The 26999-nt window shown below is 70.8% G+C and carries 26 protein-coding genes and 4 pseudogenes; 15 read left to right on the top strand and 15 right to left on the bottom strand.

Annotated features, from left to right (window positions below; genetic code table 11):
- A pseudogene (locus ACZ6CZ_RS30175) lies at nt 1-147 on the top strand (IMP dehydrogenase); the annotation flags it as partial.
- Between the two features lie 65 nt (nt 148-212).
- Here ACZ6CZ_RS30175 and ACZ6CZ_RS30170 read toward each other — a convergent pair.
- Complete coding sequence (locus ACZ6CZ_RS30170) at nt 213-608, bottom strand: VOC family protein (RefSeq protein WP_469027510.1); 396 nt, start codon at nt 606-608, stop codon at nt 213-215.
- Nucleotides 609-696: 88 nt separating this feature from the next.
- On the opposite strand from ACZ6CZ_RS30170, the gene ACZ6CZ_RS30165 reads away from it, so the two are divergent.
- The 3 genes and pseudogenes from ACZ6CZ_RS30165 to ACZ6CZ_RS30155 form a co-directional block, all read left to right on the top strand.
- Complete coding sequence (locus ACZ6CZ_RS30165; protein ID WP_469027508.1) at nt 697-1698, top strand: helix-turn-helix transcriptional regulator; 1002 nt, start codon at nt 697-699, stop codon at nt 1696-1698.
- A gap of 645 nt (nt 1699-2343) precedes the next feature.
- A complete protein-coding gene (locus ACZ6CZ_RS30160; RefSeq protein WP_469027506.1) occupies nt 2344-3495 on the top strand; it encodes a ricin-type beta-trefoil lectin domain protein in 1152 nt (383 codons plus the stop codon).
- A gap of 93 nt (nt 3496-3588) precedes the next feature.
- A pseudogene (locus ACZ6CZ_RS30155) lies at nt 3589-3816 on the top strand (hypothetical protein); the annotation flags it as partial.
- Between the two features lie 549 nt (nt 3817-4365).
- Here the strand turns inward: ACZ6CZ_RS30155 and ACZ6CZ_RS30150 are convergent.
- The gene (locus tag ACZ6CZ_RS30150) at nt 4366-5112 is read right to left on the bottom strand and encodes an HAD family hydrolase (protein ID WP_469027503.1); all 747 of its coding nucleotides are present in this window, start codon (nt 5110-5112) and stop codon (nt 4366-4368) included.
- 388 nt (nt 5113-5500) lie between these two features.
- On the opposite strand from ACZ6CZ_RS30150, the gene ACZ6CZ_RS30145 reads away from it, so the two are divergent.
- Complete coding sequence (locus ACZ6CZ_RS30145) at nt 5501-6163, top strand: ScbR family autoregulator-binding transcription factor (RefSeq protein WP_469027500.1); 663 nt, start codon at nt 5501-5503, stop codon at nt 6161-6163.
- Between the two features lie 351 nt (nt 6164-6514).
- On the opposite strand, the gene ACZ6CZ_RS30140 is transcribed toward ACZ6CZ_RS30145, so the two are convergent.
- The 3 genes from ACZ6CZ_RS30140 to ACZ6CZ_RS30130 form a co-directional block, all read right to left on the bottom strand.
- On the bottom strand, nt 6515-7159 hold the full coding sequence (locus ACZ6CZ_RS30140) for a dihydrofolate reductase family protein (RefSeq protein WP_469027496.1): 645 nt from the start codon (nt 7157-7159) through the stop codon (nt 6515-6517).
- 249 nt (nt 7160-7408) lie between these two features.
- A complete protein-coding gene (locus ACZ6CZ_RS30135; protein WP_469027493.1) occupies nt 7409-7849 on the bottom strand; it encodes a nucleoside deaminase in 441 nt (146 codons plus the stop codon).
- Entirely contained in the window at nt 7846-8658 is an 813-nt protein-coding gene (locus tag ACZ6CZ_RS30130; RefSeq protein ID WP_469027491.1) for an LLM class flavin-dependent oxidoreductase, read from the bottom strand. Before ACZ6CZ_RS30130 ends, ACZ6CZ_RS30135 begins: the two co-directional genes overlap by 4 nt.
- A 93-nt stretch (nt 8659-8751) precedes the next feature.
- Between ACZ6CZ_RS30130 and ACZ6CZ_RS30125 the strand changes: the two genes are divergently transcribed.
- The 3 genes from ACZ6CZ_RS30125 (at nt 8752) to ACZ6CZ_RS30115 (ending at nt 10559) form a co-directional block, all read left to right on the top strand.
- Entirely contained in the window at nt 8752-9201 is a 450-nt protein-coding gene (locus ACZ6CZ_RS30125) for an Lrp/AsnC family transcriptional regulator (RefSeq protein WP_469027488.1), read from the top strand.
- Nucleotides 9202-9543: 342 nt separating this feature from the next.
- The gene (locus ACZ6CZ_RS30120; RefSeq protein WP_469027485.1) at nt 9544-9705 is read left to right on the top strand and encodes a carbohydrate-binding protein; all 162 of its coding nucleotides are present in this window, start codon (nt 9544-9546) and stop codon (nt 9703-9705) included.
- A 272-nt stretch (nt 9706-9977) separates the two neighbouring features.
- Nucleotides 9978-10559 carry a snapalysin family zinc-dependent metalloprotease gene (locus ACZ6CZ_RS30115; protein WP_469027483.1) on the top strand — a complete coding sequence of 194 codons (582 nt, stop codon included), beginning with the start codon at nt 9978-9980 and terminating at the stop codon, nt 10557-10559.
- A 613-nt stretch (nt 10560-11172) separates the two neighbouring features.
- On the opposite strand, the gene ACZ6CZ_RS30110 is transcribed toward ACZ6CZ_RS30115, so the two are convergent.
- Nucleotides 11173-12069, bottom strand: coding sequence for an NAD-dependent epimerase/dehydratase family protein (locus tag ACZ6CZ_RS30110; protein ID WP_469027480.1), 897 nt, complete (start codon nt 12067-12069; stop codon nt 11173-11175).
- A 150-nt stretch (nt 12070-12219) separates the two neighbouring features.
- On the opposite strand from ACZ6CZ_RS30110, the pseudogene ACZ6CZ_RS30105 reads away from it, so the two are divergent.
- A pseudogene (locus ACZ6CZ_RS30105) lies at nt 12220-13181 on the top strand (GlxA family transcriptional regulator).
- Nucleotides 13182-13420: 239 nt separating this feature from the next.
- On the opposite strand, the gene ACZ6CZ_RS30100 reads toward ACZ6CZ_RS30105, so the two are convergent.
- Nucleotides 13421-13831: an SRPBCC family protein gene (locus tag ACZ6CZ_RS30100; protein WP_469027478.1), complete on the bottom strand. Its 411-nt coding sequence runs from the start codon at nt 13829-13831 to the stop codon at nt 13421-13423.
- Entirely contained in the window at nt 13828-14142 is a 315-nt protein-coding gene (locus tag ACZ6CZ_RS30095) for an ArsR/SmtB family transcription factor (RefSeq protein WP_469027475.1), read from the bottom strand. Before ACZ6CZ_RS30095 ends, ACZ6CZ_RS30100 begins: the two co-directional genes overlap by 4 nt.
- Nucleotides 14143-14315: 173 nt before the next feature.
- Here ACZ6CZ_RS30095 and tap point away from each other — a divergent pair, with 173 nt between their 5' ends.
- Nucleotides 14316-16415: a telomere-associated protein Tap gene (gene tap, locus ACZ6CZ_RS30090; protein ID WP_469027473.1), complete on the top strand. Its 2100-nt coding sequence runs from the start codon at nt 14316-14318 to the stop codon at nt 16413-16415.
- On the opposite strand, the gene ACZ6CZ_RS30085 is transcribed toward tap, so the two are convergent.
- Both ACZ6CZ_RS30085 and ACZ6CZ_RS30080 read right to left on the bottom strand, forming a co-directional pair.
- Nucleotides 16385-16555 (bottom strand): hypothetical protein, encoded by a 171-nt coding sequence (locus ACZ6CZ_RS30085; RefSeq protein WP_469027470.1) that lies wholly within the window; start codon nt 16553-16555, stop codon nt 16385-16387. The two genes, tap and ACZ6CZ_RS30085, sit on opposite strands and share 31 nt — an antisense overlap.
- 263 nt (nt 16556-16818) lie before the next feature.
- Nucleotides 16819-18099, bottom strand: a complete 1281-nt coding sequence (locus ACZ6CZ_RS30080) for an MFS transporter (RefSeq protein ID WP_469027468.1) — start codon at nt 18097-18099, stop codon at nt 16819-16821.
- A gap of 241 nt (nt 18100-18340) precedes the next feature.
- Between ACZ6CZ_RS30080 and ACZ6CZ_RS30075 the strand changes: the two genes are divergently transcribed.
- Nucleotides 18341-19615, top strand: a complete 1275-nt coding sequence (locus tag ACZ6CZ_RS30075) for an APC family permease (RefSeq protein ID WP_469027466.1) — start codon at nt 18341-18343, stop codon at nt 19613-19615.
- A 30-nt stretch (nt 19616-19645) separates the two neighbouring features.
- On the opposite strand, the gene ACZ6CZ_RS30070 is transcribed toward ACZ6CZ_RS30075, so the two are convergent.
- The 5 genes from ACZ6CZ_RS30070 to ACZ6CZ_RS30050 all read right to left on the bottom strand — a co-directional run bounded on the left by ACZ6CZ_RS30070 (nt 19646) and on the right by ACZ6CZ_RS30050 (nt 24668).
- Complete coding sequence (locus ACZ6CZ_RS30070) at nt 19646-20176, bottom strand: DUF4396 domain-containing protein (RefSeq protein WP_469027463.1); 531 nt, start codon at nt 20174-20176, stop codon at nt 19646-19648.
- Between the two features lie 60 nt (nt 20177-20236).
- Nucleotides 20237-20599 carry an acyl-ACP desaturase gene (locus ACZ6CZ_RS30065; protein ID WP_469027461.1) on the bottom strand — a complete coding sequence of 121 codons (363 nt, stop codon included), beginning with the start codon at nt 20597-20599 and terminating at the stop codon, nt 20237-20239.
- A gap of 278 nt (nt 20600-20877) precedes the next feature.
- Nucleotides 20878-22944 (bottom strand): putative Ig domain-containing protein, encoded by a 2067-nt coding sequence (locus ACZ6CZ_RS30060; protein WP_469027459.1) that lies wholly within the window; start codon nt 22942-22944, stop codon nt 20878-20880.
- Nucleotides 22945-23370: 426 nt separating this feature from the next.
- Nucleotides 23371-24300: a M48 family metalloprotease gene (locus tag ACZ6CZ_RS30055; protein WP_469027456.1), complete on the bottom strand. Its 930-nt coding sequence runs from the start codon at nt 24298-24300 to the stop codon at nt 23371-23373.
- The gene (locus ACZ6CZ_RS30050) at nt 24297-24668 is read right to left on the bottom strand and encodes a BlaI/MecI/CopY family transcriptional regulator (protein ID WP_469027453.1); all 372 of its coding nucleotides are present in this window, start codon (nt 24666-24668) and stop codon (nt 24297-24299) included. The genes ACZ6CZ_RS30055 and ACZ6CZ_RS30050 overlap by 4 nt, the downstream gene beginning before the upstream one ends.
- Nucleotides 24669-24822: 154 nt before the next feature.
- Here ACZ6CZ_RS30050 and ACZ6CZ_RS30045 point away from each other — a divergent pair, with 154 nt between their 5' ends.
- From ACZ6CZ_RS30045 to ACZ6CZ_RS30030, 4 genes and pseudogenes are all read left to right on the top strand, one after another.
- Nucleotides 24823-25497: a DedA family protein gene (locus ACZ6CZ_RS30045; RefSeq protein WP_469027449.1), complete on the top strand. Its 675-nt coding sequence runs from the start codon at nt 24823-24825 to the stop codon at nt 25495-25497.
- Nucleotides 25494-26099: a phosphatase PAP2 family protein gene (locus ACZ6CZ_RS30040; protein WP_469027447.1), complete on the top strand. Its 606-nt coding sequence runs from the start codon at nt 25494-25496 to the stop codon at nt 26097-26099. Before ACZ6CZ_RS30045 ends, ACZ6CZ_RS30040 begins: the two co-directional genes overlap by 4 nt.
- Complete coding sequence (locus ACZ6CZ_RS30035; RefSeq protein WP_469027444.1) at nt 26096-26842, top strand: phosphatase PAP2 family protein; 747 nt, start codon at nt 26096-26098, stop codon at nt 26840-26842. The genes ACZ6CZ_RS30040 and ACZ6CZ_RS30035 overlap by 4 nt, the downstream gene beginning before the upstream one ends.
- Nucleotides 26796-26985 (top strand): annotated as a pseudogene (locus tag ACZ6CZ_RS30030) (DNA-binding response regulator); the annotation flags it as partial. The gene ACZ6CZ_RS30035 and the pseudogene ACZ6CZ_RS30030, both read left to right, overlap by 47 nt.
- Nucleotides 26986-26999 lie beyond the last annotated feature (14 nt).

Here is a 26999-nt window from a genome sequence, read left to right as displayed (position 1 = left end):
TACATCCCCGAACTGCTGCCGGACGTGCTGTCCGGCGCGATCGACCCGGGCCTGGTCTTCGACCGCACCGTCGGGCTCGACGGCGTGCCGGACGGCTACCGCGCCATGCACCACCGTGAGGCGCTGAAGGTCCGCATCGCCTTCTGAGGGGCAGCACGAACGCCCATGCGCAGACGGCGTCCGAGGGGATGGGCGGTGCGTGCCCGGAGCGTTCAGGAGAACCTGGCGACCGCGGCGGCGGTGACCGGGGTGAAGAAGTTGACGAGGTTACCGTCGGGGTCCCGCAGGAGGAGCGAGCGGTTCCCCCAGGGCATCGTGGTGGGCGCCTGGACGAAGCCCTCCACGGCCCCGGTCAGGTTCTGGTGCACGCGGTCCACGTCGTCGACGAGGAACTCGATGATGACACTGTGGTTGTCGGCCGGCCGGGCGGCGCCCGGCGCGAACAGCGGCACGGTGCCAACGCCCGCGACGGCGAGGGTCGCCGAGGCGGTCCTGAGTTCGGCGAAATCCTCGGTGGACCAGTCGGCCCCCACTCCGGTGGCGCGCTCGTAGAAGTCGACGAGGCGGGCGACGTCGCCCGTGATGATGCGGATCGAAACGAAGTTCACGGGTCTCTCCAGTACTCGGTGCCTGTGATCACACGGTAAAGCGAATACCGGACACCATCGGTCCGGTATCCGCGAGAGACTTCTCGACATGTCCCGACCCACCGCGCGCGTGCTCACCCTGCTGGAACTCCTGCAGTCGGGCGGCCTGCGCACCGCGGCCGAACTCGCCGCCCGGCTGGGTGTCGACGAGCGCACGGTGCGGCGGTACGCCGATCACCTCCTCGACCTCGACGTACCCGTCGAGTCGGTGCGCGGCCGGCACGGCGGCTACCGGCTCGCCTCCGGCTATCGCATGCCGCCGCTCATGCTGAGCGACGACGAAGCCCTCGCCGTACTGCTCGGCCTGGTCGCCGGTCAGCGGGCCGGTCTGATGACCGCCGCGGGCACGGCGAGCGAGACGGCAGCGGCCAAGATCCGACGCGTTCTGCCGGAACGGCTCCGCCACAGGCTCGACGCCGTACTCGACTCCCTCACCTTCACGGCTCCCTCCAGTACGTCACCGGCCCCGGAGAGCGCCATCCTGCTCCCGATCGCCGACGCGGTGCGCCATCACCGGCCGGTCTCGATCCGGTACGTCGCCGCCGACGGCCGTCGCACCGAGCGCACGGTGCACCCGTACGGACTCGTCGCTCACTCGGGCAAGTGGTACGTGACCGGCGAGGATCGCGCGGCGGGCGCGGAACGTACGTTCCGGCTGGATCGCATCACCGGTGCGAGGACCCTGCCCGGCACGTTCGACCCGCCCGAGGGACAGGATCCGGCGGAGCGCGTCCTGTCGGGCCTCGCCACCGCTGCCTACCGGTACGAGGTCACGGTGCGGGTCGAAGGGACGGCCGAGCACGTCCGGGCCCGGCTCCCCGCAGGTATCGCGATCGTGGAAGAACTGCCGTCCGAGGGCGGCCCGGATCCGGAGGCCGAGCGCTGGTCCCGCGTCGACATGCGGGTGGAACGGCTCGACTGGCTCCCTGCCGTACTCGCCTCGCTCGACCGTCCGTTCGTCATCGAGCGACCGGACGAACTCCGCGGACTCGTCGCCCGATTCGCCGAGCGGCTCGCGGACTCCGCCCGACACGGACGGCCCGGGGCATGACGTCCGGCACCGCTATGCAGCCGGATCGTGCCTGGCGGCAGCCGACCGCCTTCGCGCCCAGCTCCCGTCCGGGCCCCTGTCGTCCTGCCGGATGAAGCCGTAGCCCAAAAAGCGGCGGTCGCGGCGGCCGACAGCGGCGCCCGCAGGACCGGGCAAGGCATACGTACGAACGCCCGCATGCTGCTGCCGGGGGTGCGGGGATCGCGGGTGCGTGACCGGAGACCACCTCCCTGTCGAAGTCCTGCGGCAACCCGGGCTCAGCACTGTCCACCCGGGCGATCCTTGGGAGTGTCGGGCATCGGGTCGACCAGACAGGCCCGGTCACCGACCGCGGCCGCGGCGGGCTCGACCCCGCGGCGGTGCAGTCGGGGGCGGCCAGCATGGCGGAGTTGACGGAGAGTCGTGTGGCTGGAGCGATTTCCGTCCGGGTTGTTGACGGCGGATGGCCCACTGGCTAGCTTCCTGCGAAAGCGCTCTCAGTCTGGCTCCGCGTCAAGCGGCCCCTGCCCGCAGCGATCCGCGACGTGGGCTCCGCGCGTCCCCGACACGTACCCTCCGCCGTATTCCATCGTATGCAGACAACGATGTCATCACGTGGCCACTGGGCCGTTCACCCGCACCGCTGTCCCCCGCAGTGAGGAACCCATGAAGAGAAGACTCCGAACCGCCCTGATCGCGTCGATGACGGCCATGCTGAGCACGGTCGTCGTTCTTCCGACGACAGCCGCGGCCGCCGCCCGCTTGACGACCCGCGACGCCCCGCATGCCGCCTCCTCCGCAGCCGCGCCGGCCCCCCTGCGCCTGATGCCGCTGGGGAACTCGATCACCTGGGGCGTCGGGAGCCCTTCCGGCAACAGCTACCGGGGTTTCCTGTGGAACAAACTGGCCGCCCAGGGGCACGCGCTGGACTTCGTCGGGTCCGGCCGCAACGGCCCCATGTCCGATCCGGACAACGAGGGTCACTCCGGCTGGCGCATCGACCAGATCGCCTCCATCGCGGACTCCGTGCTGGCCCAGTACCGCCCCAACGTGATCACGCTGGAGATCGGCACCAACGACCTGAACGGCAACTACCAGGTTCCGACCGCACCGGACCGGATGAGCGCGCTGATCGACCAGATCCTGCTGGACGCGCCGGATGCGACCGTACTGGTCGGCACCGTGATCGTCTCCACCAGCTCGACCGAGGAGCCGAACCGGCCCGCGTTCAACCAGCGGTTGGCTCAGATCGTCCAGTCCAAGACGGCGGCGGGCAAGCACGTACGGCTCGTCGACATGAGCGCCCTGACCGCCGCCGACCTCTCCGACGCACTGCACCCCAACGACAACGGCTTCAGCAAGATGGCCGACGCCTTCGACGCGGGCGTGCAGGCCGCCGACGCGGCCGGGTGGATCGGGCCGCCCCTCCCGGTGGGCGGCCCCGTACGCTCGGGCATCGCCGGCAAGTGCCTGGACGTCAACGGTGGCAGCTCCGCCAACGGGACGGCCGCCCAGATCTGGACCTGCAACGGGACCGGCGCCCAGGTCTGGTCGGCGCACTCGGACGGCACCCTGAGGGCGCTCGGCAAGTGCCTGGACGCGACGGGCGGCGGCACGGCCAACGGCACCAAGACCGTGATCTGGGACTGCAACGGCGGCGCGAACCAGATCTGGCAGGCCTACAACGGGGGGTACCGCAACCCCGCCTCCGGTCGCTGCCTCGACGATCCCGGCGCCACCAGCACCGACGGCACCCAGCTCGCCCTCTGGGACTGCAACGGATCAGCGGCACAGATCTGGTCACTGCCCGGGGCATGACGGGAGGTAGGCAGCGGCGCGCAAGCCTCGGTGCACACGGATACGCCTGCGCGCTCGCCTCGGTCCTGTCGCGGCACTGGCGCCGGCACTCATGTGGGCAGGACCTGCCAGGCCGCCGCGACGTCCATCACGGTGGACGGCACACGGAGCGGCCGGACGTTCGACGGGATCGGCGCGATCAGCGGCGGCGGCAACTCCCGCCTGGTGACCGACTACCCCGCGGCCCAGCGGAACGAGATCCTGGACTACCTCGTCAAGCCCGGATACGGAGCGAGCCTGCGCCTGCTCAAGATCGAGATCGGCGGTGACGCCAACTCCACCGAGCCTGGGACTGCCGTTGGCGCGACGTCTGGCCCGTTTCGCCGGTGGCGAGGTGGCGTACGACCCCCGGCACGCCCCACGCGTTCAGGCTCCCCCATCGGTGAGCGACGGCCGGGACGGCGATCGCGGCGGCGTACAGGACCGCGGAGCCCAGATGGCCGAAGCCGATCGTGGCGGTGAGGTCGCCCGCGGCCGTGCCCGGCGCGAACGTGGCCGGCACGGCGGTCCAGTAGAAGGTCTCGCGGCGCCGGGTATGGATGCTGTGGATGGACAGGGTGCGCTCGACCCGAGGTGGAGTGCGAAGCCGGTGAGGCCGGGCAGCCGGCCGGTATCGACGGCCGTCGATGCAGGCAGGAAGCGTGCTGCCGAGGCGGTCGGCATGTGTCGTGCCGAAGTCGCGGACGTATTCGGCGGCCCGGCATCGCCATCGGCGTGCTCTGCTCGCGTCTGCTCTTCCGGCGCCGGGGATACGCGTTGGTGGCCGCCCTGGCACCTTGGGCCTGGTCACCGAGGTGATCCGTCCTGCCCGCAAGAGCAGGGGCCCCTGGTTCATGCGGGTGCCGGGCCCCCTGGCGGCGTGGGCTTCGGGCCTCCCCGCAGCGGTCCGGGGGCGCCCAGGGAATGGGCCCAGGTCAGCAGTTCGTCGGTGTCCAGCGTCGGTAACCACAGGTCGGCGCGGGTTGCACCGTCGGCCTGCGGTCGGGGGCCGACGCCCAGGACCCGTAGTCCGGCGCGGCGAGCCGCTTCCACCCCGGGCAGGGAGTCCTCGACGGCCAGCGCTCGGTGCGGGGGGACGCCGCAGAGCCGGGCCGCCACGGTGTAGACGTCCGGGTGCGGCTTGGGACGGACCCGGTCCCCGGCGTCGGGAACGACAAGATAGGGGAAGTACGCGAGCAGCCCTGCCCGTTCCAGGCTGCCTTCCACCACGACCCGCGGGCAGTTGCTGGCCACCGCCAGCGGCAGCCGGCCGGCCAGCAGCCGGACGAGCCGGACCGCGCCCGGCATGGTCACCGGGTCGTCGGTGACCAGCGCCAGGAAGTGGTCGAGGAGCGCGGCCGTCAGACATTCGGCCAGTTCCGGCTTGTGCACCGATCGTGCCATCAGCCGGCCACAGTCCTGGTAGTGCAGGCCCGTGGCCTGCTCCGCGAACCCGGACGGTGGCTGGAGTCCGTACTCCCGGAAGGCCCGGCTGCGGGCCTCCTGCCAGTGGCGTTCACTGTCCATCAGGGTGCCGTCACAGTCGAAGACGACGGCTTCGGGCGACCAGTCGAGCAGATCGCGGGGCGTGGCGGTCACAGGGCCTCCTGGGCGTCCGTGTGCATGGCGTGCGGCATGTCCGACCATCCGCAGAAAGCGGAAAGATAGTCACCGCTATGTTATTTCCGCCCCGTCAAATCAGGCAATCACTCCATCAAGCGACTCGACTACGCCTGAATACGGGCGTAAGGGACGTGTGGCGACGGCAGCGACAAAGCCATCAACGGTGCTGTCCAGCCACGCCAGTTGACTCATCCACGCGCGTTACCTCCGGCATGGGCGGACCACGCCCCTTACCACTCGCCCGCGTTCTCCATCGAAAGAAATGCGTAATCATCACCCGAGCGCGACCCCTTTTGCTCCAGGCGTACGCTGGCGCACTAGGTTCGTGCCCGGCGGAACCACCGAGCGAGGGCGGACGGAAGCGTTGCAGGAACGAGCGAAGGCAACCCGCAGGTCACTATTGGAAGCGGCTGCCCGGCTCTTCGCCGAACAGGGTTATGCGGCGACCAGCGTCAATGACATAAGCGCCCGGTCGGGCCGGACCAGCGGCGCCGTCTATTTCCACTACACCGGCAAGGAGGGCATCGCCGTCGCCGTCGTCCAGGACCGGTTCGCCACCTGGCCGCAGCTCGCCGCCCGCTACGCTGACCAGGCGGTCCCCCCGGTCGAACGGCTCGTCGGTCTCAGCTACGACATCGCCCATGCCCTCGCCGAGGACCCGGTGACGCGTGCCGGCGCCCGCCTGTGGGCCGAGCGCGCCACCATCAACGCTCCCCTCCCCAGCCCCTTCGCACTGTGGACCGCCGCCGCCACGCGGCTGCTCGCGCAGGCCCGGCTCGCCGGCCACCTGAACGCGCAGGTCCGCCCCGCCCGCACGGCCCGCACCCTGGTGCCTGCGTTCTTCGGGTTCTGCGTCCTCACCGAGGCACTCGAAGGCACGGCCGCCGTCACCGACCGCCTGACCGACTGGTGGCAGCTGACCCTGCCCTCACTCCGGCCCCAGCCGGAAACCCGAGCGCTCGCGGGCGCATCGGCCAACTCGCCCTCACCGAGCCTGCCGCCCGCCGGCCGGAGGAGCTCGTCGTGACCTGCCAGGTCGGCGATCACCTAGCGGCCCCGCCACCCGCCTGCACCGACGACCGGCTCGCCTGCGCCCAGGCCACCGGGCCCGGCGCCGCACCATGCCACGAACGAACCCGCTCGGACCTGCACCGCGCAGCTTGCGGGCTCCGCAGACCGTCGTTTCACCGGTGACGGAGGGAGCGTAGCCGGCGGACCATCCAGTGACCGTGGGCGTGGACGGCTCCCCCGCAGGCATGAGGGCGCTCGACCGGGCCACCGACGAGGTCGCTCCGGATGGCAGGCCGTCGCCACGCCGTGACGTTCTCGTCCCGCTCCGAGAGCATCCGATGTGTGGAACGCGGACAGAATCCTTGTGTCACCTTCGCCAGAAGAGGTGGTGCCTCACGCCGCTCGGGCTGGGAACCACCTCCAGGTGGTAGCGGTCGAGCAGTTCGTCGGGGGACTCCCACAGGCGTAGCCCGGACTCCAGCCTGATCGGTGAGACCGCGATGTGCAGGGTGTCGACGAGGCCGGCGTCAAGGAACTGCCGGATGGTGGTGACGCCGCCGCCGAGCCGGACGTCCTGGCCCCGGGCGGCTTCTCGGGCCCGTTCGAGGACCGCGGCCGGGTCCCCGCCGACGAAGTGGAACGTGGTGTCGGAGAGGGTGAACGACGGACGCTCGTGGTGGGTCATGACGAACACCGGCGTGCGGAACGGGGGCTCCTCCCCCCACCAGCCGCGCCAGTCATGGTCCTGCCAAGGCCCGCGCTGAGGCCCGAACTTGTTGCGGCCCATGATCTCGGCACCGATGTTGCGGGCGAAGTCACGCGTGAAGTAGTCGTCCAGGCCCCGGCTTCCCCCGGAATCCGTACGCATGGGCCAGCTCGCCGTGGCTCCGGCCCACGCGAACAGCTTCTCGGGATGGTCGTAGCCGAACGGCCGCTCAAGACTCTGGTGCTCGCCCGCACCGAATCCGTCGTCAGAGATGTTGAAGTTCATGACTCTCAGCAATTGGTCCATGTCTTCCTCGTCCGGTCCTGTCGCATCGACGTGCGGCAAGATGCCCCACACCATGACGTCGAACGGGATGCGTCCGGATCGACAGCGACCCCCAAGTTTTTCGCGGCGCGGCAGAACGGCCCCGTGTGCGCTGTCCCCCTGACCGACGCGGATGAGACCTGGAGCACATTCGGTGACACCGGTGTCACACTCCGACGCTCGCCTCCCTCTCTCGGGAGGGCAGCAGGCCGGACGGACTGCCTGTCGTGGTCATCGGGTGGGCCGATAGTAGGCCGCTACGGGATCGCGCGCCTCGTCGTGCAGGGCCGGACCGTCGTGCGGCACCGTCGGCCAGGCGACCGACGGCGGGTTGAGCGCGACGAGTTGCTCGGTCGACAGCGCGTAGACGACCCGGCCGATGCCGGAGCGGACGATGCCGCCGTCGCACATGCCGCACGGCTGGCAGCTGGTGTAAAGGGTGGTACGGGCAGCCGTGTCCGGGTCGAGTTCGCGGGCCGCCCAGCGGGCGAGCTTGAGTTCCGGATGGGCGGTGATGTCGTTGTCCCGCCGGACCGTGTTGTGGGCCTCCGCGAGCACGGTGCCGTCCGGTCCGGCCAGAAGAGAACCGTACGGCGCGTCGCCCAGGGTGACCGCGTGGGCGGCGATGCCGATGGCACGCCGCAGAAGGGCCTCGTCGGCCGAGGTGATCATGATCGAGTGCTCCAGTGGGTGGCCACGGTGGTGAGTGCCCGCCATGCCGCTTCGGGCCGGCGCGTCTCTTCCGGGTCTCCGTGGTAGGGGTCGAGTACGACGGTGTCCGCGCCCAGCAGGCGCAACTGCTCGAGATCGTCGAGGATCTGTTCGACGGTGCCGACGCCGGCGGGCCGGTCGGAGGCGTGGACCGGTGCGCTGCTGACCCGCAGGGCGATGCGGGGCGCGAACCCCGGCAGCGCGTGCCGTCGCACAACCGCGCGCATGTGGGAGAGGGGGAGCCGCAGCGGGTGCCAGGCGTCACCGAACCTGACGGCGCGACTCAGGGCCGCCTCGCTGTGGCCGCCGACCCAGACGGGAACGTCGCCCTCCTGGCGCCCCGCCTCTCTGGCTTCCCGGAGGATGCCAAGACATTCGTCCGTCAGCCGCCCACGCGCGGTGAACGGCACGCCCAGAGCCTCGAATTCCTGCCGGGCCCAGCCGACGCCCACCCCGAGGACGAAGCGGCCTCCGCTCAGCCGGTGGAGGTTGGCAGCCATGCGGGCCACCAGCAGGGGGTGCCGGTACGGCAGGACGAGCACGGTCGTGCCCAGCCGCACCGTGGTGGTGAGACCGGCCAGCCACGACAGGGTGGTGAACGGCTCGTAGAACGGCTCCGGGTACCGCTCGGCCACGTCCGGGGTGACCGCCACATGGTCCGACACCATGAGGGTGCCGAAGCTGAGGCCCTCCGCGAGCCGTACCCATTCACGCAGGATGCCGGGATCGGTCCCCGGACCGAAATTCGGTACGTTGACGCCAAGTTGCATGGTCCGAGGCTATTCCGGTGATCATGGCGCAGGGAAGCGGAACCTCCCTGTGTAGGTGCTGTTTCTCCGTGATTTTGCTGGTACTTTCGCTGCATGGCCGGGAAACTTGATCACGTCGACTGGGCGATCATCGAACAGCTCCAGCGGGAGGCGCGCATCTCCCTCAGTGAACTGGGCCGCCGCGTGAACCTCAGCCCCTCGGCCACCACCGAACGCGTCCGCAATCTGGAGGACTCGGGCGTCATCACGGGCTACCGTGCCGAGATCGACCTGGCCAAGGTCGGCTACCCCGTCCTCGCCGTCGTCCGCCTCAAGTACCCGGGCAACCGCCACGAACCGCTGCGCCGCCTCCTCGCCGAACGCCGCGAGATCCTGGAGTGCCTGCGCACCACCGGCAACGACTGCTACACGCTGAAGGTGGCCGCGACCTCGATGGAACACCTTGAGACACTCATGGACGAACTCGCCGGCTTCGGCAGCACAACCACGAGCGTCGTCTACCGCCAGACCCTCCCCTACCGCGGCCCCACAGCACCGAGCTGACGCCCGACCCACCATCCGTCCGTGCCCGCACCGGCGGTTGCCGGCGACGCCTTGTGCGTGCCTTCGCTCCGGATGCCGGCCCGGCCCCAGGCCGGTGCGTCCAGGACGGAAGCCCTGGGGGGCGCCGATGACGTCGCCGCGCTCGTGAAGCTGTCCCTGGCGGTCGTCCCTCGCTCCATTGTCTTCGCCGGCCTGAGCAGCTTCACCTCGTTCTCCGTGCTCGGGCCGGTCTGGTGCCGCGGCGCCGGGTGGAGAGACGCCCGCTCGGTGCTGGCCAGGGTTCTGACGTGCGAGGATGCGGGCAGGCCGACAGCAGGTCGGTCCGATGAAAGGTAGCGTGACATGGCAGCGGGATTCTCGGAGTGGAAAGTCAACCGGCAGTACGCGGAGAACGACCGGGTCTCCTACCGGGGGAAACAGTACCGATGCCTGGTGGCGAACAAGTCCAACTCCGCGTCCAACCCCGAGACGGCCGTGAAGCTGTGGCAGCGGTACTCGGCGTGACCGGTCAGTTGTCCGGGCCAGCGGTTCGAACCCGATCGCCAGGCGCAGCGGGCGTACGCGGAGGCTAGCCGTCAACTCTGCTTTCGTTATCGCACTGTGCCTGATATTCACCATGACAGGTACATGGCGGGCGGGGAGTGTAGGGCATACCATCACAACGCCCCGGAGGGGCGGTCGACGGTGCGCCCGGCCCCTGCCGGACACTCCGTGCCGCTCCTTCGCGTACCCGGCCCCGCCGGGGCCGGAATCCCCCCACGGATGAAGGAGCAGCGATGCCCCTCGGCACTTGGCTCAAGGCAGGCACTTCCGCCGCAGCGCTCGTCCTCGTCATGGCGGGCGCCGCGACCGCCGCCCCCGCTCCCTCGGGTGAAACGTCCGCCGCGCAGGCAGCGGCAGTAACCCTTCGCTACGACGACAGCCGCGCCGGAGGCTGGGAAGCAGCGATCGCGGCGGCAGCCGCCTCATGGAACGCGAACGTGAGCAACGTCCATCTGGTGGAGGCTGCGCCCGGCGGCGCGGCCGAGATCGTGATCGTCGCCACCACGGGCTGGCCGCAATCCCAGCTCGGTCCTGTTCGCCCGGGCCGTCAGGTCCGTGTCGAGCTCGGCAGCCAGGCCGTGGACCAGGGCTACAACAAGACCCGCATCGCCGCCCACGAGCTGGGCCACAGCCTCGGTCTGCCGGACACCAAGCCCGGCCCCTGCTCACAGCTGATGTCGGGGTCGAGCGCCGGCACGGCCTGCACCAACGCCACACCGAACGCCACCGAGCGATCCCGCGTACAGTCCGCCTACGCGAGCGGCATCGCCGCGCTCGCGCCCAGCGACGAGCGGACCCTCATCGACGCGCCCTGACCTCACGGTCATCAACCGGTCGTGCTTCCCGGGGACCTCGGCGAGATCCCCGGGATGTGGTGAGCGGCCCGCGGCCGGCCGCGGTACCCGTGGGAGCCACGCCACTCCCCCCACCTCGGCCTCCGCGTCGGCGCGCCGCTGCCCCGGATGCGAGTCGGCCCAGTGCAACCGGCCCGCAGGCGTTGTCCTCGCCGCGTTGCCGCTGCATGGGGGCAGGAGAGCACGGCGTAGACCGCCGACCTCACGAGCAGCAGGAGCCAGGCCAGGGCGACCGCGCAGGTCGGACGGAGCCGCAGTCTGCTCCAGAACTCAGCCCGTCTGCCGTCAGGAGTGTCGGTGCGCCATGCCGACGGGATGTCGACGCGACCGTCGGCGATAGCCGCTGCGGCTCGCCGCGCATCACGCGGATGCAACGCCTGGCGGACGCGCGGTCGTTCGGCGAGCAGCGACGAAGAAGAGGGCCTCACCGACCTCGGATCAAGGTGGCCGCATCGCGGGCCTCTGTCGGACACGCGCCTACGCAGCGCGGGAGGTTGCGGCGGTCGTCGGGCACGTCGCGCACCTCATGTCCAAGTGGAGGCGGGCCGGAAGCCCCGGCCCGTCCACCGCGGCGTCAGGCGGCCAGCGCTTCGCGCAGGGGTGACGGCCTGAGTCCGAAGGTGTCGCGGATATCGCTGTCGTCCACGAGGAACGGACGCTCGGTCATGTAACTCAGCTCGGCGAACTCCCGCCACAGCGGATCGGTGAAGGCCAGCAATGTCATATCCCGTTCGGTGAGCGGCTCCAACCGCGGTTCGGGCGTTCCGTGGAGTTCGGCGAGGGCGGTCGCGGCCTGCCGCAGGGTCGTGGTGATGACCGGGGCGTGCCAGGCCCGTCCCCAGGCCCGCTCGTCACCGCTGACCGCCACCAGTGCCGCTGCGACGTCCTCGGTGTACGAGAACGAATGCGCCGCATCGGGGTTGCCATGGACGAGGGCCAGTTCACCTTCGCGAACCCGAGGCGCGACCAGCAGCGTGAACGCCGAGACGGCGCCTGGGCCCAGGAACTGGCCGGCTCGCACTTCGGTGACCCGCAGCCGCCCTTCGTCGTGGGCATCCTTGGCCTGCCGCCACAGCTGGGCCCTCACCCGGCCCTTACGGGTGTTCGGGACCATCGGGGTGCGCTCGGTGACTGGCCCGGTGGTCTGCTGATAGCCGTAGTGGTTGCCGAGCATCACGTAGTCGGCTCCGGCCCGCTCGGTCGCGGCGAGGATAGAAGCGAACAGCGGGGGCATGGCCTCCGGCCATGTCTGGTAGGCGGCCATGGCGGCGTTGAAGACCGTGGCCGCTCCGGCCAGTGCCTCGGTCAGCTCATCGGTGCGGCCCGCGTCCAGGGCGATCCGTTCGACGCCGGGATGGTCGGGGCCACTACCGCTGCGGGTGATGAGGCGGACCCGCTTGCCGCTGTGGGCCAGTTGCCTGGCGGTCGCGGCTCCTGTCGCGCCTGCCCCGATGACGACTGATTCAGCCATGACGTTGTCTCCGTTGTCCTTCAGAGATGCGGAACGCTTCCCCGGCGAGGGAAACGAGGTGCGCGGGGGCCCGACCGCTTGCCCAACTGTGCCGTGCGGCCGCGAGGTAGGGTCAGTGGCCTGATAGCCACGAGGTCCAAGGATCTAGCCATGCACCGTGTCGCCGTCCTGGCCGTCCCCGCCGTCAAGCCCTTCGACCTGTCCATGCCGTCGACGCTGCTCGGAGCCGCCGAACTCAACGGACACCCCGGTTATGAGGTGACGGTGTGCACCGCCATGCCCGGTACAGTCGCCGCCTCCGGTGGCATCGACGTGGTGATCCGGCACGGCCTTCAGGCGGTCGCGGCGGCGGACACAGTGATCGTCCCCTCCACCACCAGCCGGCACGACGCCGAGCCGGCCGCACTGGACGCGCTGCGGGAGGCGGCCGCCGCGGGCAAACGCATCGCCTCGATCTGCAGCGGTGCCTTCGTCCTCGCACAGGCCGGACTCCTCGACGGCCGCACCGCCACCACCCACTGGGCCCTCGCCGAGGAACTGCAGCGCGCTTTCCCTTCGGTACGCGTGGACGCCGACCGGCTGTTCGCCGAGGACGGACCGATCGTCACCGGTGCGGGCTCGGCCGCCGGGATCGACCTGTGCCTGCACCTGATCGGCTCCGACTACGGTGCGGCCGTGGCCAACGCGGCGGCACGCGCCGCCGTCGTCACCCGGTGCGCCACGGCGGGCAGGCGCAGTTCGTGCAGACCCCGCTACCCGCCACGACCGACTCCTCTCTGGACGCCGCCCGCATCTGGGCGATGCGGCACTTGGACCAGCCGATCTCCCTGCACGACCTCGCTGAGCAGGCCAAGGTCAGTGTGCGGACCCTGACCCGCCGCTTCACGACCGAGACTGGTGTGACCCCCTTCCAATGGCTGCTCCAGCAGCGGCTGCTGCGCGCCCGCGAACTGCTGGAGACCACCGATCTCACCGTCGACCATGTGGCCCGCCGCAGCGGCCTCGGCTCTGGCGAGTCGCTCCGCCAACACCTGAGCCGCCAGATCGGCATGACTCCGGCCGCCTACCGAGACGCCTTCACTCACCGCCCGAGTGTGAGAACTGGTCAGTGACGCGGCGAGCGGAAGGTGACGCAGTTGCGGTCGATCGCCCACGCGGCAGGGACGCCCGCGGGAAGGGCTGCCGGGCAACTCCCTGCCTTTGCTGCGGCCCGCTTGCTTCGGCCGGGCGCTCCTCGAGACATGGCATGGCGGCCCTGGCCTTGCCTGGCCACACGCTATGAGAAGACCGCTACCGTCTACCGGGCCGGCCTCCTCATTGCAGGCATCTTTCTCTGGTCCGCACGCAAACCCTAGGCGGCCCCACCCAAGACGGAGTCGAGACGGTTCAGGACGTGGGGCCAGCCTCTGCCCATGCCGTCGTACGCCTGTCGGCCCATCGGGGAGTCGAGGTCGAAGCCCGCATGGGTGAGGACCAGGCGGGTGCCCTCGCCTTCGGGGTGCAGCGTCCAGGTGATGGTGGTGTCGAGCGAGCCCTCGGCGAATCGATAGGCCAGCAGCCGCTGGTCGTCCACGTCGGTCACCTCGCAGGGCTGGCTGCCGAAGTTGCCCATGTCGAGGGCGAAGCGGTGCCCTACGACGGGCTTGATGTCACCGGCGGCCCACCAGCGGGCGTGGCGGTCAGGGTCGGTCAGGGCCTTCCACACCGCCGCCGGTGGGTGGGGCAGGAACTTCTCGCAGGTGATCGTGTTGTTCTCGGTCACGTCTCGTCGTCCTCGTCCAGAAGATCGGACAGCGCATCCAGGCGCTGCTTCCAGTAGTGCTCGAACGGATGCAGCCACTCGCCCACCTCGGCCAACCGTGCCGCCTGAAGGTGGTAGAAGCGGTGCCGCCCGCGTGGCTCCTCGCGCACCAGTCCGGCGGTACGGAGCACCGCCAGATGCTCGGAGACCGCGGGCCTCCCAAGCTCGAACATCCCGGCCAGCTCCCCCGTGGAGCGAGGGCCTTCTCGCAGGCTTTCGAGCAGTCTGCGACGCACTGGGTTGGCCAGCACGCCGAACACATCGGTAGGCATGACGCCATCATGCGTCAGGAAACTCCGACGCGTCAAGAAACTCCGACGCATCCTCGGGGGCCGCCCCCGCTCGACATACCGTCCTGACGCCGACCGCCCGCGAGTACGCGGGGCGTACGCGTTCGGCGCGCGTGAGGTGCCTTTCTCGGGCAGGATGACCGTAGAGGTATCTAATGTCCGAGTTGTTTGATGCGGTCGACGAGCTGGTCGCGTCCCGGTCGCCGTTGCCGCCGCCGGCTGAGCGCAGGCGGCTGCGCCATGCTCACGCGATCACCATGGACGAGGTGGCCGCCGCGCTGGATGTGCGGCGCGCAACCGTCGGTGCATGGGAGTCGGGCAAGACCGAGCCGAGGCCGCCGGAGCGGGAGGCGTACGCGCGCCTTCTGGAGCAGCTCGCCAAGCTCTACCCCTCCGCCGAGGAGGACACGAGGGCGGAGGCGTCCGGCTCCGCTCGCCCGGCACCGGTGGACGAGCCTGGGTCCGGCGGCGCATACGCACACGGTCCGCTGCTCGTCCTGGACGCCGACGCCGACGCGCGGGTGACCGGTCACGGCATCGGCGGTCTGGTCCTGGACGTGCCCGCCACGTCCTTGCCTGCCCTCGTCGGGTGGGCCCTGACCGGAGTGCAGGTCGGTGCGGAACGACTGCACGGAGCGGGCAGGGACGCCGGTCCGCTGCTGGTACTCACCCAGGCCGCATGCGAGCGGTACGGTCTGCCCGGTCGGCTTTCCCAGTCCGAGTCGATGGCCGGGCGGCTGATGCCCGGGCATGAGGTCCTCAGGGAGCTTGAGCGTGCCGGATGCCGGCTCACCGAACGGGGGCTGGGGCCGTGGGGGCGCATCCGCCGTCCCGACCCGGATGGCCGAGGGCAGTACGTGCGACTGTGTATCCCCTCCTGGCACGCTCTCGACGAGCGCGCGTGGGGCCCTGCTGCATCGCTGGAGCCGGCCGAGCTGGCCCGGGTGCTGGGCGTGTATGCGCTGCGGGTGATGACGCCGGTCGGCTCCACGGCCGTCACCGGTCTGCGGTTGATGACCGCGCTGAATCCGCCGACCCGCCGCAGTAAGCCGGACGCCGAGGGCCGGCGCCGTCGCGTGCGCCGGCCCGGGTCGCTGGGCAGGAAGCCGGTGGACCCGGCGCCGTGCGAGGCGCCCTACGGCCACCCCGTTCTGGCTCACCCGCCTCCCTCCCCCGCGCGCGGCCCCGGTGAGAAGCTGTTCGAGGAGCCTTACGACTGGGCACGGCCTCTCACCGGCGCCGAACGCGAACAGCGCTACCTGGTCGGCCTCGAGGTGAACCTCCCCTTCGGCGCGGCCGCCCACGGCGCCGTCGTCGGCCTGGCCTCGCCGCCGGTACACCTCACCGATCCGGTCTTCGATGCAGCGCTGCCCGGTTCCTGGCTGGTCGACCTCTCCCACGTCGATCCCTCCCGGCTGAAGGTGGGCAAGCAGTGGCGCGAGCTCGACGGGGACTTGCTGCCCAGCCCGTTTACGCCGACCGGGCAACGCCCCCAGGAGCCGGCCTGGTACGCCACCCCCACGCTCGCCTACGCCGTCGAACTCGGCTACGCCGTCGCCCCGCTGCAAGCATGGGTGCGCTACGACAGCGGCCGGTTCCTCGACGCCTGGTCCAGGCGGCTGCGTGACGCCTACGTCGCCACCATGACGGACCTGGGCGTCGCCGAGACGCTGCCCCCGGCCCGGCTCCTGGAAGCGATGGACAGCCGCAAGCAGCGTGACCCGCAGCTGGCCATCGTCGCCGACGCCATCGAGATGACCGCCGAAGGCGGCATCGGCAAGCTACGCCAGACGGCACACGACGCCGGCTGGAAACCGGGACAGCCGTGGCCCGCTCTCGCCCGTCCCACCTGGCGGCCCGACATCCACGCCACCGTGATCTCCCGCGCCCGTATCCACCTGCACCGCAGAATGCTGCACCTGGCCGCAGCCACCGGACGGTACCCGGTCGCGGTCCTCTCACACCGCGCCGTCTATCCCGCCGACCGACCCGGCCCACTGGACATCCTGCTCCACGACGACAGCGACAACGACGGCGAAGGCGACAGCGACGGCAACGGCAACGGCAACGGCAACGGCAACGGCAACGGCAAGACGGTCCCCGGCAGCTTCCGGCTCGGCATCCGCCCCGGGACGGTCAAACACGCGGGCACCCAGACCATGCCACACGACACCGACGTGCTCGAACAGCTCACCAGCGACAGCAGAGCCACCGACCTCACCCACTACATCAGAACCGGCCGGCTCACCCGCTGATATGCGTCGATGGCGTGCATCAGGAGCGTCATGCTGCCGCAAACCTCTTCGGAGGCGGCTCCCTTGGCCAGCAACTGAGCCAGGGTCTCTGCGTCCTCGTTCTCCACCGCTTGATGGGCTGGTGTCCAGATGTTCTCCACGGCGGCATGCAACCGTTGCTGCATCGAACCGTCCAGTGCATCCCCGCGCCGACGGAACGGCCGAAAACGCGGCGCGGGGCGGCATGCAGGTACTCCGTCCAGACAGGCCAGCGAGCGCTGTACCGGCGGCGTCCAGGCTCGCTCTCGATGTCCGGCGCCGTTTCCGTCAGGACCAGCTCCAGCTCACGCCGTGTCATTTGACGAGCGCGCCGCTCCTCAAGATGCGTGAGAGCAGCGCGGCTGATCTCAGTTCGGCGATACCGTCAGGGGGAGGGACTATCCGTGACCGGGGACGGAGGCGCTTCCTTCGTGGGCGCCGGAACGTTCCCCGTGGAGATGCGTTCCTTCCGCCATGGCAGGAGCAGCGCGCTCGCCATACACAGCAGGCCGGCGATGAGCAGGGCACCGCGGACCCCCACTGGAGTGGCGATGAGACCACCAGCGATCATGAAGGCGGCCTGACACGTCTTCGAGCCGACGGACCAGGATGTGGCGACGCGGGACATGAAAGCGTCCGGTGTGGCCGCCATGCGGTACGTGGTGAACGACGGGTTGAAGACCCCGGCGGAGAAGAGCAGACCGAAGTCGGCGGCCACGATGACGAACACGCCGAGGGCACCTGAGGGCGTCAGCGGCAGCAGGACCGTCCAGAGCGTGCGCGCAACACCGGACAGCAAGAGCATGCGGCGCTGCCCGAATCGCCGGGTGAGCAGCGGGGCCAAGCGTGAGCCCAGCACGCCGCCCAGGCACGGCAGTCCCAGGGCGAGTCCGTACTGCCACGGTGCCAGGCCGAGGTCATTCAGCATGAGGACGGCCATCAGCGGTGACGTCATCATGATGGATCCGCCGAAGAGCAGCGCGTTGAAGAACAGCGGCCGCAGTCCTGGGTGCCGCAGGAGGTACCGCCAACCGGCAGCGATGTCGCGGCCCAGGTGCGAGGTGGCGGCGCGGGCCGGTGGCGCGGGTTCGGGCTGCCGGATGCGACGGATGCCCAGGGCCGATCCGAGGAAGGACAGCGCGTCGACCACCATCGTGGCGGCCGAGCCCAGCGCCCCGATCAGAAGCCCGCCCACGGGCGGGCCGACGCTGACGCTGATCCAGTTGGTCGTCTCCAACAGGCTGTTGGCATGAAGGCGGTGCTCGGGCAGGACAAGTGCCTTCAGATGCGCGCCACTCGCCGCATCGAAAGCGACAGACGCGGCCGTCTGGAGAACGCCGACGACGCACAGCTGGGTGGAGGTGAGCCTGCCGAAAGCCATGGCGACCGGAACGCTCGCCAGCAGAACGCAGCGGGCCAGGTCGGCGGTGACCATGACCGGCCGCTTGTACTGGTGCTCGATACGCACACCGAGCGGCAGAGCGATCACTCCACTGGCCACTGCGGACAACGCGGCGAGCAAAGAGACCTCGAACGCGGAGGAGTCCAGCACCAGGAGGGCAATCAACGGCAATGCCCCCATGCCGACGGCACTGCCCACTGCGCTGACCGCGTAGGCGCCCCACAACCGCCGGAGATCCGGCCCGAGCGTGCTGTGCCGTACCAACCGAACCTCCCGAGGTGTGAAGGCGCTCAGCGTAGTGACTCGGACCAACCGCCAGCCCGTAGGCAGTCGCCCGCTTCCGGCGGTGGGCGGCGTCAGAGCCGAAGGACATCGGCTTGCAGACCGAAGACGTCCTGCCCAACGGGCCCGGCGTGGTCACCGGCCGTCCAGGTGGCCGGACATCACGTGCGGCTACTGTGCACCGGGATCGACCACAAGGTGATGGCGTGGGGCGGAGTGAGTGATGGACACGACGGGGACTTCTGCGGGTTCGGATGTGTTGAAGCGCCGGCTCGGAGTGTTCGATGCGGTGGTGATCGGTCTGGGTTCGATGATCGGGGCCGGGATCTTCGCCGCGCTCGGGCCGGCGGCCGGTGCCGCCGGTTCCGGGCTGCTGGTCGCCTTGGCGCTGGCCGCAGTGGTGGCCTACTGCAACGCGACGTCCTCCGCTCGGCTGGCGGCCCTCTATCCGCGCTCCGGCGGAACCTATGTCTACGGCCGCGAGCGGCTGGGCGCGTTCTGGGGCTACCTGGCGGGCTGGGCGTTCGTGGTCGGCAAGACGGCCTCCTGCGCGGCCATGGCGCTCACCGTGGGCTCGTACGTCTGGCCCGGCCAGGCCCACGCGGTGGCGGTGGCCGCCGTGGTGGCACTGACCGCCCTCGACTACACCGGCGTACAGAAGCCCGCGCTCCTGACCCGTGCGATCGTGGCTGTCGTCCTTGCCGTGCTCGCTGCCGTGGCGGTCACCGCCCTGACGTCCGCCGATGCCGATGCGGCGCGGCTGGAGATCGGCTCTGGCGCCACGGTGACCGGGGTGTTGCAGGCGGCGGGCCTGCTGTTCTTCGCCTTCGCCGGGTACGCCCGTATCGCGACCCTGGGTGAGGAGGTCCGCGACCCGGCGCGCACCATCCCCCGCGCCATCCCGATCGCGCTGGGCATCACTCTGCTCGTCTACGCAGTGGTCGCGGTCGCGGTCCTGTCGGTGCTGGGCCCCGGCAAGCTGGCGGACGCCGCCGCACCGCTGTCGGATGCCGCACGGGCCGCGGGCGCCGGCCGGTTGGTCCCGGTCGTCCGTGCCGGTGCCGCCCTCGCCGCGCTCGGCTCGCTGCTCTCGCTCATCCTGGGAGTGTCCCGCACCACGCTGGCGATGGCCCGGGACCGGCACCTGCCGCACGCCCTGGCCGCCGTCCATCCCCGCTTCGGCGTTCCGCACCGCGCCGAACTGGCCGTCGGCGCCGTGGTCGCCGCGCTGGCCGCGACCACCGACGTACGCGGCGCCATCGGATTCTCCTCCTTCGGTGTCTTGGCCTACTACGCGATCGCCAACGCCTCCGCCTGGACCCTCACCCCCGGCGAGGGGCGCCCGAACCGTCTGGTGCCCGTCGTGGGTCTGGTCGGCTGCGCGGCCCTCGCTCTCGCCCTCCCGGCGACCGCCGTCATCACCGGCGCCGCCGTCCTTACCTCGGGGGCAGCGGTGTACGGCCTGCGCTCGGCCATGGCCGGCGGTCCAAGCCGCTGACGGGGTGGTGGGACAGCCGCCAGTCACGGGTCAGTGGTAGGCGTGGACGACGGCATGGCCCTTGCCGCGGCCGATCATCCACCGGTTCACCGGGGTGGTCAGCAGGAAGGCGATCACCAGGCCGCCCAGCAGCGACGTCCAGAACAGGGTCTCGTCCAGGTGCGCGTCCATCGCACCGGGCACCAGGGCGATGATGCCGTTGTCGACGAGTTCCATGACGACGATGGAGGCGGTGTCGGCGGCCAGCGCCACCTTGACCGCGGCCTTGAGGTCCAGGCCCGCCTTGCGGGTCGAGAACAGGGTCAGCGCGTAGCCGAATGCGAACGCCAGGACGGTCGCCAGCACCATCGTGGCCACGTTGCTCCACGTCAGGGCGGTGCCCACGGCCATGCCGAGGATCTCACCGACGGCACAACCGGTCAGGCAGTGCAACGTCGCCCTGGCCGCCGCCTCCCACGTCACCCGGCCGCTGCCGTGCCCGGCGTGCCCCGCCTTACCTGCGTGCGCCTGGTGCGCGGCGTGGTCGTGACCGGCGGCCGCGTGGTGCGCGCTGTGGTCCATGACCGTCCTCCCCTGTCTCGTCCGGTGCTGCTCCGTTTCCCGCGGGCACCCGTTAGAACGTCATACCCCCTGGGGGTATTCCGAGATGGCGCCGGGCCCGGGAAGGAGAGCAGTGGCGCGGGTCGCGCACGGGCTCGGCCGAGGGGAGGCGCCCCGGCGTCGTGTACCCCCTCGGGGTAGGACCGAGGCGTGCCGGTCCTCCTCGGCCGTCCACCGATGTACCCAGATGCCCCAGGCGCCGTCCCGCCCGAATCGGGTGGCGATCTCGCAGTGGTAGCTGGGCAGGTTGCCCTGGGTCAGCACATCGACCACCAGCACGTCCTGTACGGCTCGGGGCAGTGCCGTCTGCTGCGGTGACCAGCTCGTGCCGTCTCGGCGACAGCAGTCTCGCTCCGGGGCCGCCGGTGTGGGAAGAGCAGCCATATCCGTGCGGTGCGGTCGTCGCTGCCGGCCGCCAGCAGGCGGCCGTCGGGCCCACCGCCCGCGATACCTGCGGGACCGCGAGGCCTGGGAGAAGGAAGGCGTCCGAGCGGAGAAGGACTCGTACCGGGGTGTGGTGCCTGCGTCGCGACGGCCCTTCCCCGGGTGACGTGGAAAAGGGCCGTGCCATGGACCGCCGGCGGCGTGCTGCCGAGTGGACAACGGGCATCCCGCACGCGGAGGGTCTCCGCGTGCGGGATCGGGTGCTCCCCTCGGGAGGATCAGCTGGTCGTCAGGGCGGTGTCATCCACGACGAAGCTGGTCTGGAGGGAGGAGTCCTCCACTCCACTGAACTTCACGGAGACCGTCCTGCCCGCGAACGAGGACAGGTCGAAACTCTTCTGCGCGTACCCGGAGGCGGCGTTGGCATTGGAGTACGTCGCCAGAGTGGTCGAACCCGCGGTCACCGTCAGCTTGTCGTACGCCGTGCTGCCGGTCTCAGCGGTGTCGACGTGCAGGTAGAAGGTGAGGGTCGCCTTGCAGCCGGCCGGGACGGTCACCGACTGGGACAGCGTGTCGGTGTGCGAGGAGCCGTAGCCGTTCAGCCACGCCTTGTACGAGCCGCTGTGCGCGGCCTCGCCGCTGTCGGTCGTGATGACCCCGCTGGAGGCGGTCCAGGTGGTGTTGCCCGACTCGAAGCCGGCGTTGCCGAGCAGCTGGGCCGAGGTGCAGGTACCGCTGCCGGAGCCGACGGTCCAGGTGAAGGACGTCGAGCCGGAGGCGCCGGTGGAGTCACTCGCGGTGACGGTGACCTGGTAGGTGCCCGCGGTGGACGCCGTTCCGGTGATCTTGCCGGTCGAGCTGCTGATGGACAGGCCGGTCGGCAGACCGCTCGCGCTGTAGGAGAGGGCCGCGCCCGCACTGTCGCTCGCGTTGATCTGCAGGTTGACCGAGCCGCCGGTCGTCGTCGACTGGCTGCCCGGGTTGGTGACGGTGACCGTGTTGCCTGAGGTGCTGCCGGAGGTGAAGGCGGTGATGCCGTTGGGGGTACCCCAGCCGGTCGGGCCGTCGTAGCCGGTGGTCGCGGTGCAGAAGTACGACGGAGAGCAGGAGCCGTTGTTGCCGCTGGTCACGTCGTACAGGTTGGCGGTGTGGGTGTACGGGTACTTCGCCGGGTAGTCGCTGGAGCCCGGGGCGCCCGCGAGGGCGTAGACGCCGGCGACGATCGGGGCGGAGGCGCTGGTGCCGCCGTAGACCGCCCAGCCGGAGCCGCCGTAGGTGTCGTACACGGCCACACCGGTCGCGGGGTCGGCGACCGCGGAGACGTCGGCTTCCATCCGCTTGCTGCACCCGGTGTCGGTCTGCCAGCTCGGCTTGGGGTCGTAGGCCGAGCACCCGGAGCCGGTGCCCTCGGTGGAGCTGGTCTTCCACACGGACTCGGTCCAGCCGCGGGAGGTGGAGGACGTGGACAGGGCGGTGCCACCCACTGCCGTCACGTACTGGGAGGTCGCCGGGTACTCGGCACCGTAGGCGGAGTCACCGGAGGAGACGGTGATCGCGACACCCGGGTGCTTGAAGTAGGAGGTGTCCTCGCCGGTCTGGGAGGAGGACTCGTCGCCGCCCCAGCTGTTGGAGACGACCTTGGCGCCGAGCGAGACCGCCTCGTTCTCGGCGATGCCGAGGTCGGTGTCGTTGGCGGAGCTGGCCTCGACGAGGATGATGTTGCAGTTCGGGCAGACGGCGCTGACCATGTCGAGGTCGAGGGCCTCCTCGCCGGCCCAGCCGCTGTCGTTGGTCGGCAGTGAGGTGGTCGAACCGGTCTGGCTCACCTGCTTGAAGCAGCCGCTGGCCTTGGTGCAGGCGGACAGGCCGTAGGTGGAGCGGTAAGTGGCGAGGTCCGACTCGGCGTTGGGGTCGTTGTAGGCGTCGACCACGGCGACCGTCAGGCCGCTGCCGCCGCTGGTGGGCAACTTGTAGGCGCTGTGCAGGTTGGCCGGGGAGAGGCCGGAGGGGGCCGCGGCGGCGAGCGTCGAGGCGAGGCGCTGCTTGATGTCGGTGCGGCGCTGGGCGAAGCAGGACGCGTGGCCCGGCTCCGCGGTGGCGCACAGGTGCGTAGTGGGTACCTTCTGGCCCGCCTTGCCGGTGGAGTGGAAGGTCTGACGCGCGGGGTCGGTCAGCGCCTTGTCGTTCTGCGCGACCTTGCTCGTGTGCGGGTGGGCGGCAGCGGGCTGGGCGCCGGCCGTCGGTGCCGCGACGAGTCCGGCGACGGTGAGGGCGAGGGCCGGAAGGGAGACGGCGAGGAGTCTTCGCAGACTCCGTCTCCGCTTGCTCAGACGTGACTCACGCATGGGGATTCTGCCTCCGTTGACGTGGGGATGCGCACTGGATTGGCAGGCCCGTGACGCGCGTAGCGGCGGCGAACCGCGCAGTCATGAGCATGACATTCAACTGACCCGAGATGCCGATGAACTTGACATGACAGGGCGCGAGAGGAACTTAAATCCGAGGCGGGCGAAACCGGCAGTGCCGCAGGCAATTCTTTGCTCCGCCATAGGATGAGATTGGCCACCTCATTGGAGGTGGCTGAGGCGCACTTGGCGCAGAGCAGGGGAAGACCGAAGCCCGACCAGTCCGGCAGGCCGGATCGAGGTTCACGGTCCCGCCGAACCGACGACGGACGGCGAAGGCCTCCTGAGCTGCTTCATCGGTTCGCTACCCGGCGGCGGCGTGCGGATGCCCGACCGGTCACGGGCTTCAGCAGATGAGCGAGCACCTCATGGACCTTGCTCGCCCTGGGCCACCTCGACCTCGTGGTGGACGTCGGCGACCCCGGCCGTTCCGGCGCCGACGGACAGGAGCGCGCAGGCTACGAGGAGGAACGCGGTACGGCGGAGGGTGCCTGAGCGGTTGCCGGAGGGTGCGAGCAGGGCCGCGACGCGTTGCGGTACCGGGCCGGTCGTCGCCGACGGGGCGAAGTCCGGACGCGTCGACGCGGAGGCGCTTCGGGCGAGGGCGGCGCGCGCGATGGCTGTCGCGATCAGGTGCCGGTCGCCGGTGACCTCGGCGGCGGCCTCGTCGGCGGCCCGCTCGGCGGCGAGACGGATGGTGTCGCGGATGGCGCGCAGGGCGGGGTGGCAGTGGGCGGCGAGTTCCGCCGCGACCAGGAAGTAGTGGTGGCCGGCCCGGTTGTGGGCGCGTTCGTGGGCGAAGAGTGCCTCGCGCTCGGCGGGGCCGAGTACGCGCAGCATGGCGGTGGTGACGACGATGCGGTGGGGCCGTCCGGGCAGGGCGTACGCGTCCGGATCGGTCGAATCGATCACGCACAGGTCACCGGCGGCGGGGCGGCGGCCGGCCTGCGTGCGGGCGTTCCGGAAGGCACGGGTCTGCCGGTGGACCGAGCACACGAGAGTCCAGGCACTGAGGGTGAGCACTCCGGTAGCCGCCGTGGCCGCGGGCAGGACGAAATAGTCCGAGGGAGTCCGCAGGGGGTGGACGAGTTCCCCGAAGGCGGCGAACACGGGGAGTTTGAGCAGGCCGGTCAGGACCAGGGCACCGAGGGCGGCGACACAGGTCCCCGCCAGTGCCAGGGCCGACCCCGTGAGGACCCATAGTGCGGTGGCGGGGGCCAGGCGCTCGAGGGTTCGACGGGCCGGCGTCGGCGCGAGGAAGGGCAGGACCAGGGGGAGGAGCAGCAGAGCGGTCATCGCTCGTCCCCCTCCAGGAGCTGGCGCAGGCGCTGCTCGTCACCGGGGCTGAGCTGGGCGACGAAGCGGGCCAGGACCGTCTCCCGGTCGGTGTCCCGGTCGAGTTCGGCGTGCATGCGCCGGGCGGTCAGGCCGGGAGCGTCCTGCACGGGGAAGTAGGCGTAGCCGCGGCCGTCCCGTTCACGGCTGACGACGCCTTTCTCGTGCAGCCGGGCCAGGGTGGTCGCCACCGTGGTGCGGGCCAGGCCGGAACCGAGTTCGCTCTGCACCCGCCCCGGTGTGAGTGGAGCCCCGGCGGCCCACAGGGCCGCCATGACGGCGGCCTCCAGCTCGCCGGCCGGCCGCCTCTCGTCCCTCGCGTCGGTCATGAGCCCGTTCCTCATTCCGCCATCGTCTACAGTTCACTAGACCGTCTACAGGATTGTAGTCAGTTGCCGGATGCCGCCACGTCGCCGTTCCGCCGTTCCGCCACATCCGACAGTCCGGAAAACGATGAAGGGCTCCCCCACGATGACCACAGCCATGCAGCTATCGTCGCAGCTCGCCGTCAATGTGCTGGACGCCCGGTCGCTGCTGGCCGCTTTCGGCGTGCTGGGCGTGGGCGTGGTGCTGTTCGCCGGGACCGGCCTGCTGGTCGGCTTCTTCCTGCCGGGCGACTCGCTCCTGTTCACGGCCGGACTGCTGTGCGCCGGCAGCACCGACCGCGGCCTGAAGCTGTCACTCGCCCCCCTCCTGATCGCCGCGGCGGTGGGCGCGCTGGCGGGCGCACAGTGCGGATATCTTCTGGGCCGGAGAGCGGGCGGTACCTTGCTCGCCCGCAGCCGCTCGGCCCGCCTGCACGAGGGGGCGAACCGCGCAGCGGAACTGCTGGAGCGCTACGGACACGCGAAGGCGATCGTTCTGGCCCGCTTCGTGCCCGTGGTGCGTACGGTCCTCAACCCGGTGGCCGGTGCTCTGGGTGTGCCCGTGCGGACCTTCACCGTCTGGCAGGTGACCGGCGGGCTGGTCTGGAGCCTCGGTCTCACCCTGGCGGGCTATGCGCTGGGCTCCTCCGTACCCGACGTGGACCGGTATCTGCTGCCGATCGTCGCGGTGATCCTGGCCCTGTCCCTGGCCCCGATCGCCTCCGAGGCGTATCGCCCGCGCCGGGCCGCGAAGGCGAAGGCCGAGGCCGAGGCCAAGGAGGCACGCGGATGATGCTCGCCCTCGACGGCTCGTCGGTCGACGGTTCGGCCTACATCGACGTGGTGAACCTCGCCCGGCACGCTCCCGCGTGGCTGGACGACACGGTGTCGGCGTGGTCGGCGTACGGACTCGCTCTGTTCGCCGTCCTCATGGCCGTCGGCTGGTGGCGTGCCCGGCGAGTGGGCGCCGCCGCGTCGGTGACCGCGCTCGCCGTGCCGTTCGTCGTGGTCGTGGCCTACGGGGTGGACGCGGTGCTGAAGCTGCTGGTGCGCGAGGACCGCCCCTGCCGGAGCCTGCGGGTGAGCACGCTGGAGGCATGTCCGGCGCCCGGCGACTGGTCCTTCCCCAGCAACCACACGGCCGTCGCCGCCGCGGCGGCCGTCGCCCTGCTGTTCGTCTCCCGCCGGCTCGGTGCGGTCGCCGCGGTCGCCGCCTGCGCGATGGCGGCCTCGCGGATCTGGGTGGGCGCGCACTACCCCCACGACGTGCTGGCGGGGATCGTGGTGGGCGCTCTGACCGCGCTGCTGGTCATGGCGGTACTACGCAGGCGGGCGCAGGCCGCGGCCCTGCGGCTCACAGCCACCCGTCTGCGTCCGTTGCTGGTGGTGTCGTGAAGCGCGGTGAGGTCGCCGAACTCGCGGGCAGTTGCGGCCTCGGCGCGTGGACGGCCCTCGGCGTGCTGACCATGGCCGTGGTGGGCCACGACGGTGAACCGCTGTTCGCGGACGCCGGCTTCCTCTCGTGGTCCGTCGGCCACCGGCCCGACGTGGCGGTGGCATTCGCCCGCGGGCTGACCGACACCGGGACCGGAGTGGTCCCTTACGCGCTGGCGGTCCTGGCCGCGGTCATCGCGGGGCGCACCCGCCGGCAGCGCGCGCTGGCCGTCGTGCTCTGTCTGGGCTGCCTCGGGGCGGGCCAGGCGTTGCGCTACGCGGTGGTCGCACTCGTCACCCGGCCGCGACCGCCCCTGACGGACTGGGCGACGCATGCCTCGGGATGGTCGTTCCCCTCCGGTCACACCACCACGGCGGCCCTCACCGCAGGACTGCTGATCATCGCCGTCCGCGTGCGCCGTCCACGTGGTCGGATCCCCCTGACGCTGGTCATCGGAGGCTGGGGCGCGGCGGTCGGACTGACCCGCGTCTACCTCGGGGTGCACTGGCTCACGGACGTCATCGGCGGCTGGCTGTTCGCCCTGGGCTGGCTGGGCCTGTGCCTGGGCGCCGTGGCCCGCCGGCTGCCCGAGCGACCGGCCTCCGGCACGACGAACACCGGCTCGGCGGACGCAGCACGGAAACAGAGGGCACGTCATGCGCCGGACCGTTCTGGCCGTCGAGGACCATCACGCCGTGCGTGACGTGCTGATGCGCGGCCTGCGCGACGAGGACGTCGACACCGTGCCCGCGCCGGACGGCGCCACCGCCGCTGACCGACCGGCTGTCCGGGTTCTCGGCCGGAGGTGGCGACTCCCTGCCCGAGCCGTTCCATCTCGTCCAACTCGGCCCCGCTTGCGC

It is taken from the genome of Streptomyces sp. NPDC041135 (assembly GCF_055592085.1).
Note: the sequence above shows the minus strand (reverse complement) of the source record. Positions and strands in the feature narration are given on the sequence as shown.

Excerpts from the sequence above, each read along its gene's own strand:
- ACZ6CZ_RS30165 (WP_469027508.1), top strand. The coding sequence starts at position 697 with ATGTCCCGACCCACCGCGCGCGTGCTCACCCTGCTGGAACTCCTGCAG.
- ACZ6CZ_RS30160 (WP_469027506.1), top strand. The coding sequence starts at position 2,344 with ATGAAGAGAAGACTCCGAACCGCCCTGATCGCGTCGATGACGGCCATG.
- ACZ6CZ_RS30140 (WP_469027496.1), bottom strand. The coding sequence starts at position 7,159 with ATGGACCAATTGCTGAGAGTCATGAACTTCAACATCTCTGACGACGGA.
- ACZ6CZ_RS30135 (WP_469027493.1), bottom strand. The coding sequence starts at position 7,849 with ATGATCACCTCGGCCGACGAGGCCCTTCTGCGGCGTGCCATCGGCATC.
- ACZ6CZ_RS30130 (WP_469027491.1), bottom strand. The coding sequence starts at position 8,658 with ATGCAACTTGGCGTCAACGTACCGAATTTCGGTCCGGGGACCGATCCC.
- ACZ6CZ_RS30125 (WP_469027488.1), top strand. The coding sequence starts at position 8,752 with ATGGCCGGGAAACTTGATCACGTCGACTGGGCGATCATCGAACAGCTC.
- ACZ6CZ_RS30120 (WP_469027485.1), top strand. The coding sequence starts at position 9,544 with ATGGCAGCGGGATTCTCGGAGTGGAAAGTCAACCGGCAGTACGCGGAG.
- ACZ6CZ_RS30115 (WP_469027483.1), top strand. The coding sequence starts at position 9,978 with ATGCCCCTCGGCACTTGGCTCAAGGCAGGCACTTCCGCCGCAGCGCTC.
- ACZ6CZ_RS30110 (WP_469027480.1), bottom strand. The coding sequence starts at position 12,069 with ATGGCTGAATCAGTCGTCATCGGGGCAGGCGCGACAGGAGCCGCGACC.
- ACZ6CZ_RS30095 (WP_469027475.1), bottom strand. The coding sequence starts at position 14,142 with ATGCCTACCGATGTGTTCGGCGTGCTGGCCAACCCAGTGCGTCGCAGA.
- tap (WP_469027473.1), top strand. The coding sequence starts at position 14,316 with ATGTCCGAGTTGTTTGATGCGGTCGACGAGCTGGTCGCGTCCCGGTCG.
- ACZ6CZ_RS30075 (WP_469027466.1), top strand. The coding sequence starts at position 18,341 with ATGGACACGACGGGGACTTCTGCGGGTTCGGATGTGTTGAAGCGCCGG.
- ACZ6CZ_RS30070 (WP_469027463.1), bottom strand. The coding sequence starts at position 20,176 with ATGGACCACAGCGCGCACCACGCGGCCGCCGGTCACGACCACGCCGCG.
- ACZ6CZ_RS30065 (WP_469027461.1), bottom strand. The coding sequence starts at position 20,599 with ATGGCTGCTCTTCCCACACCGGCGGCCCCGGAGCGAGACTGCTGTCGC.
- ACZ6CZ_RS30060 (WP_469027459.1), bottom strand. The coding sequence starts at position 22,944 with ATGCGTGAGTCACGTCTGAGCAAGCGGAGACGGAGTCTGCGAAGACTC.
- ACZ6CZ_RS30055 (WP_469027456.1), bottom strand. The coding sequence starts at position 24,300 with ATGACCGCTCTGCTGCTCCTCCCCCTGGTCCTGCCCTTCCTCGCGCCG.
- ACZ6CZ_RS30050 (WP_469027453.1), bottom strand. The coding sequence starts at position 24,668 with ATGACCGACGCGAGGGACGAGAGGCGGCCGGCCGGCGAGCTGGAGGCC.
- ACZ6CZ_RS30045 (WP_469027449.1), top strand. The coding sequence starts at position 24,823 with ATGCAGCTATCGTCGCAGCTCGCCGTCAATGTGCTGGACGCCCGGTCG.
- ACZ6CZ_RS30040 (WP_469027447.1), top strand. The coding sequence starts at position 25,494 with ATGATGCTCGCCCTCGACGGCTCGTCGGTCGACGGTTCGGCCTACATC.